The 16117-nt window shown below is 39.2% G+C and carries 15 protein-coding genes and 3 pseudogenes; 6 read left to right on the top strand and 12 right to left on the bottom strand.

Annotation, left to right across the window (positions count from 1 at the left end; translation table 11 throughout):
• Positions 1-37: 37 nt before the first annotated feature.
• From CA730_RS06760 to CA730_RS06770, 4 genes and pseudogenes are all read right to left on the bottom strand, one after another.
• Positions 38-700 (bottom strand): response regulator, encoded by a 663-nt coding sequence (locus tag CA730_RS06760; RefSeq protein WP_096665474.1) that lies wholly within the window; start codon positions 698-700, stop codon positions 38-40.
• A gap of 96 nt (positions 701-796) precedes the next feature.
• Positions 797-982 (bottom strand): annotated as a pseudogene (locus CA730_RS24170) (type ISP restriction/modification enzyme); the annotation flags it as partial.
• A 28-nt stretch (positions 983-1010) separates the two neighbouring features.
• Positions 1011-1686: pseudogene (locus tag CA730_RS06765) on the bottom strand (IS66 family transposase); the annotation flags it as partial.
• 24 nt (positions 1687-1710) lie between these two features.
• Entirely contained in the window at positions 1711-2913 is a 1203-nt protein-coding gene (locus tag CA730_RS06770; RefSeq protein ID WP_096665477.1) for a sensor histidine kinase, read from the bottom strand.
• A 228-nt stretch (positions 2914-3141) separates the two neighbouring features.
• Here CA730_RS06770 and CA730_RS06775 point away from each other — a divergent pair, with 228 nt between their 5' ends.
• The gene (locus tag CA730_RS06775; RefSeq protein WP_096665480.1) at positions 3142-3633 is read left to right on the top strand and encodes a Spy/CpxP family protein refolding chaperone; all 492 of its coding nucleotides are present in this window, start codon (positions 3142-3144) and stop codon (positions 3631-3633) included.
• Between the two features lie 35 nt (positions 3634-3668).
• Positions 3669-3947, top strand: a complete 279-nt coding sequence (locus CA730_RS06780) for an RpnC/YadD family protein (protein WP_231940006.1) — start codon at positions 3669-3671, stop codon at positions 3945-3947.
• A 146-nt stretch (positions 3948-4093) separates the two neighbouring features.
• On the opposite strand, the gene CA730_RS06785 is transcribed toward CA730_RS06780, so the two are convergent.
• The 3 genes and pseudogenes from CA730_RS06785 to CA730_RS06795 form a co-directional block, all read right to left on the bottom strand.
• Entirely contained in the window at positions 4094-4861 is a 768-nt protein-coding gene (locus CA730_RS06785) for a ChaB family protein (RefSeq protein ID WP_096665483.1), read from the bottom strand.
• A gap of 37 nt (positions 4862-4898) precedes the next feature.
• Positions 4899-5072, bottom strand: a pseudogene (locus CA730_RS06790) (Dps family protein); the annotation flags it as partial.
• A gap of 456 nt (positions 5073-5528) precedes the next feature.
• Positions 5529-5894, bottom strand: a complete 366-nt coding sequence (locus CA730_RS06795; RefSeq protein ID WP_096665486.1) for a hypothetical protein — start codon at positions 5892-5894, stop codon at positions 5529-5531.
• 278 nt (positions 5895-6172) lie between these two features.
• Between CA730_RS06795 and CA730_RS24175 the strand changes: the two genes are divergently transcribed.
• A complete protein-coding gene (locus tag CA730_RS24175) occupies positions 6173-6325 on the top strand; it encodes an Rpn family recombination-promoting nuclease/putative transposase (RefSeq protein WP_231940008.1) in 153 nt (50 codons plus the stop codon).
• Between the two features lie 323 nt (positions 6326-6648).
• Here CA730_RS24175 and CA730_RS06800 read toward each other — a convergent pair whose 3' ends face one another.
• The 4 genes from CA730_RS06800 to clpP form a co-directional block, all read right to left on the bottom strand.
• A complete protein-coding gene (locus CA730_RS06800; protein ID WP_096665489.1) occupies positions 6649-7797 on the bottom strand; it encodes a homospermidine biosynthesis protein in 1149 nt (382 codons plus the stop codon).
• Between the two features lie 636 nt (positions 7798-8433).
• A complete protein-coding gene (locus CA730_RS06805) occupies positions 8434-9273 on the bottom strand; it encodes an alpha/beta fold hydrolase (RefSeq protein WP_096665492.1) in 840 nt (279 codons plus the stop codon).
• Positions 9274-9365: 92 nt separating this feature from the next.
• On the bottom strand, positions 9366-10709 hold the full coding sequence (clpX, locus tag CA730_RS06810) for an ATP-dependent protease ATP-binding subunit ClpX (RefSeq protein WP_096665495.1): 1344 nt from the start codon (positions 10707-10709) through the stop codon (positions 9366-9368).
• Positions 10710-10739: 30 nt separating this feature from the next.
• Positions 10740-11417, bottom strand: coding sequence for an ATP-dependent Clp endopeptidase proteolytic subunit ClpP (gene clpP, locus CA730_RS06815; RefSeq protein WP_039203649.1), 678 nt, complete (start codon positions 11415-11417; stop codon positions 10740-10742).
• 109 nt (positions 11418-11526) lie between these two features.
• Here clpP and CA730_RS06820 point away from each other — a divergent pair, with 109 nt between their 5' ends.
• On the top strand, positions 11527-11673 hold the full coding sequence (locus tag CA730_RS06820; RefSeq protein WP_096665498.1) for an alpha/beta hydrolase: 147 nt from the start codon (positions 11527-11529) through the stop codon (positions 11671-11673).
• Here the strand turns inward: CA730_RS06820 and tig are convergent.
• Positions 11643-13052, bottom strand: coding sequence for a trigger factor (tig, locus tag CA730_RS06825; protein WP_096665501.1), 1410 nt, complete (start codon positions 13050-13052; stop codon positions 11643-11645). The two genes, CA730_RS06820 and tig, sit on opposite strands and share 31 nt — an antisense overlap.
• A 1010-nt stretch (positions 13053-14062) precedes the next feature.
• On the opposite strand from tig, the gene CA730_RS06830 reads away from it, so the two are divergent.
• Positions 14063-15076 (top strand): aspartate-semialdehyde dehydrogenase, encoded by a 1014-nt coding sequence (locus tag CA730_RS06830; RefSeq protein WP_096671336.1) that lies wholly within the window; start codon positions 14063-14065, stop codon positions 15074-15076.
• A gap of 106 nt (positions 15077-15182) precedes the next feature.
• Complete coding sequence (dapA, locus tag CA730_RS06835) at positions 15183-16085, top strand: 4-hydroxy-tetrahydrodipicolinate synthase (RefSeq protein WP_096665504.1); 903 nt, start codon at positions 15183-15185, stop codon at positions 16083-16085.
• Positions 16086-16117 lie beyond the last annotated feature (32 nt).

Here is a 16117-nt window from a genome sequence, read left to right on the forward strand (position 1 = left end):
ACAACTGCCAATCCTCGTTGGGCAATCATTAAGCACTTCAAATATCTTGTTCTAAGTATGTCAAAAAACTATTGGCTAGGATAGCAGCTTGTGTGCGATCGCGTAAATTCAGCCGATTCAAAATATTGGTGACATGATTTTTGACTGTACCTTCGGAAATATACAGTTTTTTGGCAATTTCTCGATTATTATCACCAATGGCAATTAACCGCAAAACTTCTTTTTCCCTGGGGGTAAGTTCCGTGAGGTTCGGTGGTACAGCTAATACAGGTTGGGGTAAGGTAGCCGGAAATTGAGTAACTAGTTTTTTGACTATTCCTGGACCTAATTGGGAATATCCTTTATCAACTGCACGAATGGCAACTGCTAACTCTTCTGAGGGTGTATCTTTGAGTAAATAACCCATTGCGCCATTTTGTAATCCGGCTTTCACATATTCATCGTCATCAAAAGTTGTTAATATGAGAATTTTGCTGTGAGGAAAGTGCTGATTAATTTCTTTGGTAGCAGCAACTCCATCCATTATAGGCATTCTGATATCCATTAAAATTACGTTAGGCTGTAATTTTTTAACTAGATTAATTGCAATTTGACCATTTTCTGCTTCTCCGACAATTTTTATATCTACTTCTAATTCTAATAAGGCTCTTAGACCTTGACGAATTAAACTTTGATCATCTACAATTAAAATTGTGATCATGGTAATTGGTAATTAGTAATTGGATTTCCGACTTTTCTAATAATTCGGGAATCTGAATTTTGGGGTGTTTATATAATAGTAAACCGAGGGATTATATCATCTATCTCTTATCTCTGTCATTAATTTAATTGTTTCTATGACGACAATAATTATTTTTTGATAATGAGTAATTTCGGCATTAGATAAATCTATATTAGCACTTTTTCGGTCTTTTAACCATTTATCTAATACTTGATAACCACCAATTTTAAATTCCCACACTATTGGAGAAACCCCTGAAAAATAACAGTTCTGATGTAAGGATTTAGGTCTAAATTTGAGGGATTAAATTCGGGGTCTGCATATTAGGATTAACCATAGCTTTGATAGCTTGCTCGAAAAACTCAATCACAGAACGTCCTTGACGACGACAAGTTTGTATAACCGTCAATAAGTTGGCAGTATCTTGAAACCGCTCCATAGAGCGCGAACCACCACTGACTTTTCGTTTTGTCACGGCTAAACGTAATGTTCGTTCGGCTAAATTATTATCAGGCGGTATGTGCAGCAAAAATCCATAACCATTCTTTTACACCTTTGACTACCCAAGGTGTTTCGTCCGCATGGATATTGGGCTGGGTAAGTTTAATCCACTCTTTGATCTGGTCAATACTACTAGCCACTGCACTATCTATTCGTTTATTTATGGCTACTAATGTTCCCATCCCAATTTCTATCTCACCCAGTTCTCACAACAGTTCTTGCTGTTTTTCGTAGGATAAATGTCCGTAATTATTTATCCATCCCAAAAAAGCTTGCAGTCTCACTCCTATATCTTGTCCTGGTACTATCTCTGGTGACCAGTCTGCCGTTTGTGTTTCCCCGCATTCGCTGCAAATGCACGTATATCTTTGATATTCTACTATTTCAATTGGTCGCTCCACCAACTGTGCCACTTGCTGTGTTTCTATTTTTATTGGCTCGCTATGGAATTCCCTTTGACCACAGCATTATTTTGAGAGTAAAACAGTTTAATAGTTCAGTAAAGGAACTTGGACAATAATTTGACAACCTGCACCTGGATGAGTGTTAATTTCAAATTCTCCTCCTAATGCTAAAATGCGATCGCGCATACTTTGTAAACCAAATCCAGTAGTATTTTGCCCCACTTCAAAACCTTTGCCATTATCCTGAATAATTAACTTTAACCCGGCTAAAGTTGTTATTAATTCTAATTTAACTTCTGTAGCTTGGGCATATTTAGAAATATTCGTTAATGATTCTTGAATGATTCGATAAATAGGAGTGCTGATTTCCATAGACAGTGGAGAAATAATAGAAATTTGACAACTAGGTAAAATGCCATTATAACGCTGAAAATCCGCCGCGAGAATCCTAATTGCCTCTTCTAAGGTTTGTCCCTGTAAAGGATGGGATCTCATCGTAGAAACCGATTGCCGGACATCTTGTAAGGCTTTTGAACCGAGTTCTTTAGCAGTGGCTAAAAAGGTCATTGCTCTAGGTATATCATGTTTTGATAACTTTAAAGCAGTTTCTAATTGCAAGTTTAAAGCCGTTAGAGAATGTCCTAAAGAATCATGAATTTCTCTAGCAATGCGGTTGCGTTCTTCCAAGGTTGCCTGACTTTCAATTTTCAAAGCATATTGACGAAGTTTTTCGTTGGCAGCTTGCAGTTTATCTCGACTTTGCCGTTCAGCCAAAACAGTATTCATTAGTATTAAAACAAATACTAAACTTAAACCAAATAGAACTGCCAAACTAAAACTAAAAAATCTAAATCTTTCCTGCGCTATTGGTGAAAATTTTCCAGGAGGCATCCGTTGTCTCAGGGTAAATAGAAATAAAATAAATGAAGATAAAGTAACTGTTAATCGTCCTGGAAGTTGAAAAATTAAACAACTACGAGTTACCAAAATTAAATAAAGAAAGGGAAAAAGTCTGGCACTTCTACCACCGAAAAAACCAGTAATTAAAATTAAAATAACTTCCAATGCCGTATAAATAATTTTATTATTTTTATTGAAAGTAGGCAATCTTAACCCCATTAAACCAAAAATCGTTAAACTACAAATTGTCAACTCTGGATACATTGCCGAAAAGCGCGGTGAGGGAGATGGCATTAATGCCATTAACGCTGAAAATCCCAATAATAGCCATTCTAAATACAAAAGAAATCGAAAAGGATGATTATTAAACTGAATAGGACGATTCATAATTGATTGATAGTTGATATAGTTACAAGGCTGAAATCCTCAACCTAACTTAAAATATTTGTATCACGATTAAATTAAAATGGAGCAGGCGTAAGATATCTGAATGCTAATGTCATGACTAAAGTAATGGGTGTAGACGTGACTTTTACCTCATGTGGTTACTGGGTGTTAGTCTCTATGATAAGAGGATAGAAAACCAACATAACCAAACACAACCAAAAGGTAACTATGAAACTGAAGACATTATCACTAATTGCGGGTACTCTGGCTTTGACTTTAACTGCAACACCCTTTGCAGTTCAAGCAGAACAAAATTCATCTTCACCCCAACCTGGTCAGGAATGGCAAAAAGAAGGTCTATTTAAAAAGTTGAATTTGACCCCTGAGCAAAAAGCTAAAATAAAAGAAATTCGTAGCAATACCCGCACTCAAATTGAAGCTGTTTTGACACCCGAACAAAAAACTAAATTACAAGCTGCAATGGCAGAATATAAAGCACAACGTCAACAAGGACAAGAGCAACGCAGAGAAGGACGTGGAAAAAAAGGTGATATTTTTGCTTCATTAGGCTTATCCACTGAACAAAAAGCTAAAATGAAAGGAATTAGAGAGTCATCAAAACAACAAATGGACGCGGTATTAACTCCTGAACAGAAAGCGCAAATTAAGCAAATGCGGGAAAATATGCGTTCTCGTCGTCTACAAAATAAACCTCAATAATTTTTAACTATTCAAATAAGATTAATACACGATGGATGGGTATAAAAGCTGATCCTATTTTTGTGCAGATGTTTTTCAATGAATTAAGAGCTATGGCACATAGCCGTCAGGAGTTAGAAGCAATGTTTGGATTAACAGAATGGCAGCAAACTCGATTTTATCAAGAAGTAAAAGAAGAGACTGAGTTAGAAACTAAGTTAAAAACGATTCCTAGACTGTTAAATGAGGGGCTAACTGTAGAACAAATTGCTCGGATATTTGAGTTAGATATCGAAGTGGTAAAACAAGCAATTAAACAGCAAAGTAGTAAATAGACATTTGATAAATAAATGTAGGGGTGATTAACCTGTTACTAGGTCAAAATAGCGGGCAAGATGCCCGCACCACAAAAGTATTTCTCCAGATTAATAACTGGGTAAATATTTTTTGCTAGATTGTACAATTTGTTGTTTGCATATCTCTAGCGCAAAACTTTAACTTTTGACCAAACTCCATTTTCATCTTCATCAAATTGTTTGTGAACTTCATCCCAAGCCATTTGTTCAGAAGTAAGTTCGTCCATATTTTCATTCAGTGCAATATTATAACGTTGCATGAATACCCGCTGGGATTCTGGGGAAAGATGGGTGCGAACTTCAGGAGATAAATCATCTGCACTGTTGCAGATTCCTGGACAAGGGTGAGGTAGTGTTTTTTCAATTATGTTAATTTCTTCACCACCAGCACTTTCGAGAATTAACTGAAATTCGCCACTGCGATCACTCGGTACTTCTACCATCACTAAAAATTCACCGGCTTCTAAACGGGTTTGATACAGTGTAGCTTTATCTTCTGGCATTCCTAAAGCAGTGAGAACTGATACTAAACCTGCACCAGCACTACCAGCGATCGCACCACTTGCAGCCCCCAATAATATCGCCCCAATTGGACCGGCTGCCACAATTGGCCCGACAAAGGGAACAAACAATACACCTACACCTGTTAACAAACTCAAGAACGAACCAAACAAAGAACCAAAAATTGCTCCTGTTCTCAAACCTCCGAGAATCACATCTCGCTTGGTAATAAAACCAGAAATCCGCGTTTCTGATTGGAAATTTCTCCCCATCACCGAAACATGATCCTTGGGAATACCTCTATCTAATAACCGTCGAATTACAGTATCAATTTGTTTTTCTTCTTTAAATACAGCGGAGATTGTACGTTCTGCTTGATATATTTCTGGCACTTGTTTACTCCTAATATTTTGTGTTGAAAATGATCAATTACACACCCACCGGAACTTTAGTTCCTCCTGGTTGTTTTTGACCATCCGGTTCTACGGCTTCTCCTTCAATAAATGAACGCAACATCCAAGCCATTTCTTCATGTTTTTCCATCAACTCAGTTAAAAATTCAGCAGAACCTTGATCATGAAATTCTTCACTACACTGATCTATTAACCCAATGTTGATTTTATGTATGGTCATAATTATTCTTCCTGATTAGCAAGTAAATACCTTGGAGGTTGTTTGAAAAGTATTAGATGAAACCGATAATCTCCAGAAACCTAACCCCCCTTTCCTACCTCTCCCTAGCCCTCTCCTAAAAGGAGAGGGAAGCGGAAAAACTTTTTTAGCTGGAATGGGGTTTCAAAGCCTATCTCCGGGTCGGGGAGAGGTTTGGAGAGGGGTTTATTTATACATCAAAAACTTTTCAAACGTCCTCTTAAATATAAGTTCTCAAAATATAGACATAATCTACATCAATCAAAGGTAAGATTAATGTTTATTTATTTTTATCTATTTAGGAATATGCTGTTATTTTCTCTGATCATCAAGCTAATGTGGAAAATTTTTCATATCCCCAAATTCTTGAAAAATGGGGATACGGAGCTTATTCTTGATAAATGATATTTACTTCTTGTTACCTGTAATTTTTTCTAAAAAGCCTTCTACTTCCTCTGGGACTGAAGTTGCACTTTTTGAATTTTCGGGACGTTTCATTTTATCAATATCAGCATCTCCCTGAACTTCGTTAAGTCCTCTCTTGGTTTTTTCTTGAGTTTCTTTTAGTCCCAACGGTGGAGCTTTAGCAGCTTTATCGGTTTGACGTTGGGTTTCTAATAGTTGTGTTGTTCCTTCCTTAGGATTACTTTGATAACTACTGATAGCTAAAGCCGGAAAAGCAGTAGTAAAAAATAGAAAAGCGCAGGCAAAAGCCACAAATAAAAGTCTGGATGCTAACTGCCATCTAGATATAGCAAAATCAAGAATTTTCATTTGATATTTTTTAAATCTATTTTGTCATTCAATCAATACTGAATAATAATTTAATTAAATATTTTTGTAATCAATCTTCAGAGATAATTTGCTTGAATTTGTAATTAGCTAATTTAGATAAAAATCACTCTGGGGATTGATACGATTTAAATAAGTCGGCAATGGAGAGCGATCGCTATAATGTTTGAGAACATATTGCTTAACTTCAGCTTCCAGCTATAAAATGAAGACAGACACGATATTTTACACATTACTTCAAAATCTTCCCAGCGTGTTATTTGAACTACAGTCGAAATCTTTTAGAATTAGTAGAAAGAATGCTGGTTTACAAATTTTCATCCTATAGTCGTCAGGAGTTAGAAGCAATGTTGGGATTAACAGAATGGCAAAAAACCCGATTTTATCAAGAAGTTGAAGAAGAAACTAAGTAGGACTTACGCAAGTGTCACACCAAAAATCTGTTGTAGGGTGCGTCAGACTGCATAAATCCTGCAAATAAACAGATTGTTGATATTTGACGCACCCTACCAATGTGCCAGTTGCGTAAGTCCTGCTAAGTTAAAAACAATTCCTAGACTCTTAAATGAAGGGCTAACTGTAGAACAAATTGCTCGGATACTTGAGTTAGATATCGAAGTAGTGAAACAGGCAATCACACAACAAAGTAGTAAATAGACACTTGAGTAATAAAATGTAGGAGCGATTCAGCTTGATTAGCTATCGCTCACAACACCTACAATATGATAATAAAATCCTAACCTTTCACTGGTGTACCGCAAGGATAAGTAGCTGCTTTGGGATCATTACCCTCACTCGCTGGTTTGTCCTTAACCGCTAGATAATCCTTTTGCAAAGTATTTAACAAAGCTTCTCGTCCATCATACAGCCGTTTTAGGGGGCGTGGTGGACACTGATTAAGAGTGTATGCTGTCACCAAAGGCAGAGCGATCGTACTATCGGTATAACAAACAATAGCGCTAGGTAACTCATCTGGGTCAATCTTACCCCAACTCACAGCTTCCGCCGGAGTCGCACCCGATAAACCACCAGTATCAGGACGGGCATCGGTAAACTGCACAAAGAAATCATGTCCCCGTTCTTCCAATCCTAAAACCTCGTGAAGTTGCGGTTGTGTTTGTAACAAAAAGTTTTTAGGACTACCACCACCAATAATTACCGCCGCACTTGTACCCTCGTTTTCTCGCGCCCCATAGACAATCGCTGCTGTTTCATTGACATCAATGGACGGATCTATTATTAGCTTTGAACCTTCTAAAGCCAAAGCCGCCACATTCATTCCTATAGAACTATCCCCAGGAGAAGAAGTATAAATAGGTACGCCACATTCATAAGCTGTCGCCAATAAGCAGGAATTTTTGACCCCCAATTGCTTTTCTATTTCCCAGACGCACTTACCCAGCAAATGGTGAAATTCAGCCGTTCCCATGCGTTTTTGGAAAGGTTCAGCTTGGAGAACTTTGCGAATAAAAGCGTCCGTTTCTAGTAGTACGTCGTAACCAAAAACAATGTCATAAATTCTAATTGTCCCCTCTTCCCGCAATTTGACATCATCTAAAAAAGGACTACCAGCAAATAGTTCAAAACCCAAACCATAGTGCATATCATGGTAAAGATTCGCACCAGTGCAAATCATCCAGTCAATAAAACCATTGCGAATTAAGGGCGCAAGGGCGGAAACCCCAAAACCTGCCGGTGTCATCGCCCCGGAAAGGCTAACGCCCACAGTTACACCCTCTTGAAACACTTCCTTAGTCAGCAGTTGACAGGCTTCCCGCAACCGGGCTGAGTTGTAAGCGGTAAAATAGGTATCAATCAAGTCAACCACGCTAACATTGTTAGACATGGGAATAGGTGCAATTTTCTTACCTGGCTTTTGTGACATTTTTAGGAAATCCTGAATAGCAAATACACTGAATATAATGTTATCGTATTCAAATGTACGGAAGTTTCTAAAATATTATGTAGCGATATAAATTAGCGGCAATACATAGGGGTTGCTGAAAAAGTCTTTTAGTGATAGCGCAGCGTGACGTAAGTCATGGGCTAGGAGTCAGGAGTCAGGAGTCAGGAGAAAGAATTATAAGGAGATAAGAATAGTCTCGAATCTGAAACATGATCGGTAAATCAAAAGTTTCAATGCTAATTCCTTGCACCTGATTCACTTTTTTAACCCACCAACTCTTAATATATCTAGGGTTTGCTGATAGCGTAGCGTGGCGTAAGCCATAAAAGTTTTCTGTGAGGGGAGGGAACTCTTAACTGGGAACAGGGAACAGTTTCAGCTATCTGGATATCCTCAATTTCCCATATCCGACAGGGAAAAATGCAACTGTTTTGAGACTCCATTTGCCAAAACCTTGCACTTTTTTGTTCGGAAAATCCGCAAAACCCTTATAAATAAACGGTTTTAGCTTTATTCAGCAAGCCCTATCTAGGTTTTCAAGATCCCCGACTTCTTTTTTAATCTTGTAAATAAATTATACATTAATATCAGAAGTCGGGGATCTAATCCTAGCAATTACGAACAACTTAAAAACTCTTTGACTATTGCTAAATAAGTTTCTGAGTCTTCCAACATCGGAAAATGCGCCGTATTCGGAATAATATTTAATTGAACTTTATCACTTAAAGCCGCCGCCGTTTTCCCCAATTCAGCCGGAATAATAATGTCATGTTCCCCAGCAATTAGCAAAGTTGGTATAGTTAATTTTGCAAATTCTTCCGGCATTGTTTCCGCTTGTTCTTTACTCACAGAAGTATAAATAGTCCCTAAAGCCGCTTCATAATGGGCATTAACAAAATCTTCCAAAAAAGCCTGACTTTCAGCTTTAGGAATAGAACGATGTAAAAATCTAGCCATAAACATTTTATCAGCCAAAGGAATTTTACTTAACCACTGCGGGCGGAATTTCACCACATAACCACCAAATTTATGAAAAGCAGAAAAAGCCTTTTCATCATATTCAAAAATACCGCTACAAGTTAAAATTCCCTTAGCAACTTTTTCGGGATAACGATTAAAAAATAAAGTCGCAATAGAAGCACCCATAGAATGGGCATTAACATAAACACGGTCAAGATTTAACTCATTTAATAAAACCGCCAAATCTTCTGCGTATTCTGTTAATTCATAACTTAAATTCCCGTCATTTTGGGGTTGACATTGAGAACGGCCAAAACCCCGTAAATCATATAGTAAACAATCAAAATTATCTAATAAAGCCTCAGCCGTACTTTGCCAATATTTCGCTGAACCAGCCCAACCATGCAAAAAAACCATCACCGGTTTCATAACATTTGATGGTTTTTTCATCCATTCGTAATAATGATCTACACCCCGAACATTTATATAAGTCATTGCAAGAATTAAAAATTAAAAACTAACAATTGACAATTGACAATTGGCAATTAACAACTGACAACTGACAACTGACAATTGACAACTGACAATTAAGCCGACTCTGGTTTAGGTAAAGAAGAAGGATGGACTATCAGTTCAGCAGTAGAACGTTTTTCCACCATTTCCTTAGTAATTGTACAGCGAGTCACATCCTTGCGAGAGGGTAACTCATACATGACATCCAGCATTAACTCTTCCACAATACCGCGTAAAGCCCGCGCTCCAGTTTTGCGCCGATAAGCCTCTTGAGCGATCGCCTTTAACGCCTCTGGTTTAAAATCTAACTGGACATTATCCATATTCAGCAGTTTTTGGTACTGTTTCACCAAAGCACTCTGTGGTTCAGTCAGAATTGCCATCAGCGCCTCCTCATCCAAAGGATCAACCACAGCCACCATCGGAATCCGCCCAATAAACTCAGGAATCATGCCAAATTTCACCAAATCATCCGGTTGCAGATGACGTAAGGTATCAGCAGCCCGTTTTTCCTTAGTTTGCACATCTCCAGGTTGCACAAAGCCAATTGACTTTTTACCCACTCTCTGATCTACAACCTTTTCTAAACCGACAAACGCCCCACCACAGACAAACAAAATATTGCTCGTATCAATTTGGATACAATCTTGATATGGGTGCTTACGTCCGCCTTGAGGTGGAACATTAGCAATAGTCCCCTCCAACATTTTCAACAAAGCTTGCTGTACCCCTTCCCCAGAAACATCTCTGGTAATAGAGGGATTCTCACTTTTGCGGGCAATTTTATCAATTTCATCAATGTAGATAATACCCCGTTGAGCCTCCTCTACATCCAAATCCGCCACCTGCAACAGCCGCAACAGGATATTTTCTACATCCTCACCCACATACCCAGCTTCCGTCAGGGTTGTAGCATCAGCAACAGCAAAGGGAACATCCAGAATTTTCGCCAGAGTTTGTGCCAATAGAGTCTTACCGCAACCAGTCGGTCCAATAAGTAAAATATTGGACTTTTGTAATTCGATCGCATCATCTGCCCCAGCCTTGGCATTACCCTTAGACTGAAGAATAGCCAATCGCTTGTAATGATTGTAAACAGCCACAGATAGCACCTTTTTGGCTTCATCTTGGCCGATAACGTGTTCGTCTAAATAATTTTTAATCTCTCTCGGTTTAGGGATTTGATTAAACGAGAGATTAGACGAACTGGTACGACGTTTTTCAGTTGGTTCTGACTTTTGCGCCGGTTGTGATGCAGCCGCAGCAGTGGTATCCAGCAATTCCTCATCGAGGATTTCATTACACAAGTCAACGCATTCATCGCAGATGTAGACTCCCGGACCTGCGATTAATTTACGTACTTGCTCTTGAGACTTACCACAAAATGAACATTTTAAATGGGAGTCGTACTTAGACATATCAGCCTCTTATTTCAGAATGACGACGATTTACCCTGCTGTGGGAAGATTTTGTCTAGAAATGACCTGATCGATCAAACCATAATTCTTCGCCTCTTCTGCTGACATGAAAAAGTCGCGCTCGGTATCAGCCTCAATTCTCTCCAAGGGTTGACCAGTATGCTTGGCCATTAATTGATTTAATTCGCCCTTAATGTAAAGAATTTCTCGCGCTTGAATTTCAATGTCAATAGCTTGTCCTTGAGCGCCACCCAGGGGTTGGTGAATCATAATCCGGGAGTCAGGTAAAGACATCCGCTTTCCAGCAGTTCCAGATGTTAATAAAAATGCCCCCATGCTCGCTGCCAGTCCAAAACAGATAGTTACAACATCGGGACGTATTTGTTGAATTGTATCATAGATTGCCATACCCGCGTAGACAGAGCCACCAGGAGAATTAATGTACAATTGAATATCTTTTTCCGCGTCTTCCGAATCGAGAAAAAGCAATTGGGCAACAATCGAATTAGCTACAACATCATCTATGGGAGTTCCCAAAAAAATAATCCGCTCGCGGAGTAAGCGGGAGTAGATATCAAATGCCCTTTCTCCCATCCCAGACTGTTCTACCACCATTGGCACAATGTTACTAGGGCTGCTAGAACTGCCACTAGTACCAATAGGACTCAAGCTGTTGATTGGGTAATTTCCCGACTGCGATACAAGCATACTAGAATATTTAAAAATAAATGGCATGAAATTGTGAACTGTTAACCATTATGCCCTATATGGCAGAATTCAGCAGGTAGGGGCGCAGGGAGCAGGGAGCAGGGGGCAGATGTTTCCTAACTACCCATTACCCATTACCCATTACCCATTACCCATTACCCATTACCCATTACCCATTACCCATTACCCATTACCCATTACCCATTACCCATTACCCATTACCCATTACCCAGGATTACTGGTTTTCTCTTCCTGAACGGCTTCAGCACTTTCTGAATCTGTTTCGGTTTCTTCTATAGGAGTTAAAGAACCTTCAGGGAGTAGTTCCACAGATGAACGTTCTAGCAACCAATCAACGATTTTTTTGGTTAAAAGTTCTTCTTTAACCACTGCACGCAATCTATTTTCATCCAAATCTTGATCAGCATATTCTGCCATCAATAGGGCGACTCTAGCTTGCACTTCTTCCGTTGCTACTTCGATAGATTCACGTTTACCAATTTCTTGTAAAGATAGATTCCGTTTCAGACGTTCTATAGCTTCAGGTTTGGAGCGATCGCGTAATTGGGGAATAATTTCTTGAGTGAATAGCTTTCTCACATCTATTCCTTGCTCGGACAACTTCATGGCCGTCTGTGACAGCATAGCATCAATTTCTTGATCTATTAGTGTTGTCGGCAAATCTATTTCCACATGGTTGAGTAGTTCTGTGACTAAAGCTTCTTGCTGATTGTCTTTGGTTTTATCTGCGGCTTCTTTTTGATACCGTTCTTCTAAGGATGCCCGCAATTCCGCTAAGGTCTCGAAGTCGCTGACTGATTGGGCAAAATCATCATCCAATTCTGGCAGTTCTTTGGTTTTAATTTCTTTGAGGGTAATGGTAAACATAGCCGCTTTACCAGATAACTCCTCATTACCATAAGGATCTGGGAATTGGGCAGATACTTCTTTGGTTTCTCCGGGGTTCATGCCCACTATACCCAAGACAAAGCCGGGAATAAACTTATCTTCTTGTAATTCAACTTGAAAATCAGTCCCTTCTCCACCGGGAATTGGTTTGGGTTCACTATCAGGATCATCTCCTTCAGTTTTGGCAATTACACCCTTAAAGTCAATTACCGCCATATCACCGATTTGGGCCGCACGTCCTTCTACGGGGACTAAAGTTGCTGACTTTTCTCTTTGGGCTTCAATAACTGTATCTACTTGGGTAGGATCATACTTGATTTCTTCTGCTTTGGCTTCTAAACCAGTGTATTGGTTTAACTTGACTTCTGGGAAAACATCTACAGTAGCGGCAAAAGTCAGGGGTTGTCCTGGTTCATAATTGACAATTAATTCATCAAAGGAAGAACTTAATTGGGGCTGACCAAGGGCGCTAATCGCTTCTTGTTTAATTGCTTGGTCAATACCTTCTTGCAACATTTCTTCTAGGGCGGTTGCTTTGACGCGAATATTACCGATACGTTGTATTAATATTTGCCGGGGTACTTTGCCTTTGCGAAACCCAGGAATATTGGCGGTATTAGTTAATTTTCTAATAGCTTGCTCGTATTTTTGTTTGGTAATTTCCGGTGTAATTTCTATTTCTAAACCAATTTGACTGGCGGGAAGTTTTTCCTGGGTAACTTTCATGCTTTGTTTCTATTTTTCTGGTACTTTAATCTGCTATCTAAATACTAGACAAGTCTAGACATTTACTTCTACGGGGGTATAGGATCGGTTATCCCAACCTAAGTTAACGCGTTGTCTTCGAGAAGTTTACTGCAAAAAGTAAAGGACTGAACACTTCATAAGGATATCCGGTAAGTGGAAAACTCAGAGGCTTTAGACCTGAGAGGGAAGCTGCACGGGCGGTTTTAACCGCATTGAAAACTTTTTCATTACCGCCTTGGAGTTGGGAAATTCGGGGTACTTTTGTGATGTACTTTCAACGGGACAATTACCGATTCAAAATTCCCAACTCTGTACGCATAATGTTTTGCTCACTCATAGCCTCCCATTTCTGGGGTAATGTTAGCTGATACCTACGGCACGCTGCGCGAACGACCTGTTATAAGAGCTTGCTTGAGCTTGCAACACTGTTCCTGTTACCTTAGAACTGTTTAATCACAAGCGACAGAGCAGGGAACTAGCTACGCATTCCGGGGTGTCGTGACTCAAATAACGGCTACCCTTAGACTATGCTTAGGGTGGTCTGGTCAGTACGGCTTGCTTGATTACTCTTGCAAGCCCAGTCCATTTAGGGCTGGGTTACTGAGGATATTCTTTCAACATAGTGGACTCAGTTCCGCTAACATAACTTTACAGGTAGGACTTCTGGAAAATACCCAAATGTTAATCGTTATTGGTTTTCTTTTTTTGCAGTTTGCTGTATAACTAGGATATTATACGATAATAATGTAGTATGATGATTTAGTTGCTATGACTTCCATAGCTGTGAACTACAATATCACTTAATTTTAACTGCGATATAGAGAACAGAGTCTCAAATTTCTCAATAGTCATCAAAAATTGAGATATAATCGCAAAGATATGCAAATTTTACTATTTAAAATCTGCTGTTGACAGGAACAACAGAAACGTATGATTTTTTAAGTTGTCCTAAAAAAAGTGCTAGTTACCTCTTAAAGGAGGAGTCGAGTTTGTCTAAGTCCTATCGTGTAGCTATTTTGGGAGCAACTGGTGCTGTAGGTACTGAGTTGCTGGAATTACTAGAAAGCCGAAATTTTCCTCTGGCTGAATTAAAGTTGTTGGCATCGCCACGCAGTGCGGGAAAAACACTCAAATTCAAAGGGGAAGATATCCCGATTGAGGCGGTGAGCGATCGCAGTTTGGCAAATCTAGATATAGTATTAGCCAGTGCTGGGGGTAGCATCTCCAAAACTTGGGCGAGTGTAGGGGTAGAAAAAGGAGCAGTGGTAATTGATAATTCCAGCGCCTTTCGCATGAACCCGGATGTCCCTTTGGTAGTTCCAGAGGTAAATCCCCAAGCCGCCTTTACTCACCAAGGAATTATTGCCAATCCCAACTGTACGACAATTCTCATGTCCTTGGCAGTTTGGCCATTACATCAAGTTAAACCAGTGAAAAGGATTGTCGCTGCTACCTATCAATCGGCTAGTGGTGCTGGCGCGAAGGCAATGGAGGAAGTAAAAATCCAAAGTGAGGCTATACTACAAGGAAAGCAACCAGTAGCGGAGATTTTACCTTACCCATTGGCATTTAATTTATTTACCCATAATTCTCCCATGACAACTTGGGGATATTGTGAGGAAGAAATGAAAATGGTGAACGAAACTCGCAAAATCTTTGGTAATCAAGAAATCAGAATTACCGCAACTTGTGTACGGGTTCCCGTACTCCGCGCCCATTCTGAAGCCATTAATCTAGAATTTGAAACACCTTTTGATCCAGATGAGGCTAGAAAAATTTTAAGAACATCCCCTGGGGTGAAATTAGTAGAAGATTGGCAAGCAAATTATTTTCCTATGCCTATAGATGCTAGTGGTAAAGATGAGGTTTTGGTGGGAAGAATTCGCCAGGATATATCTCATGCTTGTGGTTTAGACTTATGGCTATGCGGCGACCAAATCCGTAAAGGTGCAGCCTTAAATGCAATACAAATTGCTGAATTATTAGTAGAAAAAATTTACTAAAATTTACTAAAATATAAGTTTAAATTCAGTCATTTGTCATGAATCACAGGTAATCAATAACTAACAACTAACAACTGACAACTAACAAATTAGGAGAGAAAAGAGTGTGGGATATTTTGGAACAGTTGTAACTGCTATGATTACGCCGTTTAAGACAGACGGTAGTATTAATTATGATGTAGTTGCCAAACTAGCAGATTATCTGGTTAAAAATGGTACAGATGCAATAGTAGTATGTGGAACAACAGGGGAATCTCCAACCCTGACTTGGGACGAAGAATATCAATTATTTGTTGAGGTATTGCAAACTGTATCAGGTAAAGCTAAAGTAATTGCTGGTTCTGGTTCTAATGACACCAAAGAAGCGATCGCCGCTACCCAAAAAGCAGCTAAAATAGGAGTACATGGTTCTTTACAAGTAGTTCCCTACTACAACAAACCGCCACAGGCTGGATTATACAAACACTTTCAGGCAATAGCCCAGTCCTGTCCTGACCTGCCAATGATGTTGTATAACATTCCTGGACGCACGGGTCAAAACCTCAGTTCCGAAACAGTGGTGAGATTAGCGGAAATTGATAACATTGTCGCCATTAAAGAAGCTAGTGGTAACTTAGATCAAGTGAGTGAAATCCGTCGCTTGACACCAAAAGAATTTCAGATTTACGCTGGAGATGATTCTTTAACTCTACCAATGTTAGCCATAGGATCTCAAGGCATAGTCAGTGTAGCTTCTCATTTAGTGGGTAATCACATCCAAAAAATGATTCAGGCATGGAAAGTGGGAAATACTCAACTTGCTACTGATATTCATTTGCAATTGTTTCCATTGTTTAAAGCTCTATTTTTAACTACAAATCCCATTCCTGTCAAAGAAGCACTCAAACTACAAGGTTGGGAAGTAGGTTCAACTCGTCTACCCTTATATGAAGCTGATACGGATGTATCGAAAAAATTAGAGTCAGTAATGCAAAAGCTGAATTTAATCTCAGCCCCAATAGGTGAGTGATTTATAAATAATGTGTACAAATGGTGACTAGA

It is taken from the genome of Dolichospermum compactum NIES-806, from assembly GCF_002368115.1.
Taxonomy (GTDB): domain Bacteria; phylum Cyanobacteriota; class Cyanobacteriia; order Cyanobacteriales; family Nostocaceae; genus Dolichospermum; species Dolichospermum compactum.

Bases quoted from the DNA above. Each gene is read 5' to 3' on its own strand.
- CA730_RS06760 (WP_096665474.1), bottom strand. From the start codon at position 700: ATGATCACAATTTTAATTGTAGATGATCAAAGTTTAATTCGTCAAGGT.
- CA730_RS06770 (WP_096665477.1), bottom strand. From the start codon at position 2,913: ATGAATCGTCCTATTCAGTTTAATAATCATCCTTTTCGATTTCTTTTG.
- CA730_RS06775 (WP_096665480.1), top strand. From the start codon at position 3,142: ATGAAACTGAAGACATTATCACTAATTGCGGGTACTCTGGCTTTGACT.
- CA730_RS06780 (WP_231940006.1), top strand. From the start codon at position 3,669: ATGGGTATAAAAGCTGATCCTATTTTTGTGCAGATGTTTTTCAATGAA.
- CA730_RS06795 (WP_096665486.1), bottom strand. From the start codon at position 5,894: ATGAAAATTCTTGATTTTGCTATATCTAGATGGCAGTTAGCATCCAGA.
- CA730_RS06800 (WP_096665489.1), bottom strand. From the start codon at position 7,797: ATGTCACAAAAGCCAGGTAAGAAAATTGCACCTATTCCCATGTCTAAC.
- CA730_RS06805 (WP_096665492.1), bottom strand. From the start codon at position 9,273: ATGACTTATATAAATGTTCGGGGTGTAGATCATTATTACGAATGGATG.
- clpX (WP_096665495.1), bottom strand. From the start codon at position 10,709: ATGTCTAAGTACGACTCCCATTTAAAATGTTCATTTTGTGGTAAGTCT.
- clpP (WP_039203649.1), bottom strand. From the start codon at position 11,417: ATGCTTGTATCGCAGTCGGGAAATTACCCAATCAACAGCTTGAGTCCT.
- CA730_RS06820 (WP_096665498.1), top strand. From the start codon at position 11,527: ATGTTTCCTAACTACCCATTACCCATTACCCATTACCCATTACCCATT.
- tig (WP_096665501.1), bottom strand. From the start codon at position 13,052: ATGAAAGTTACCCAGGAAAAACTTCCCGCCAGTCAAATTGGTTTAGAA.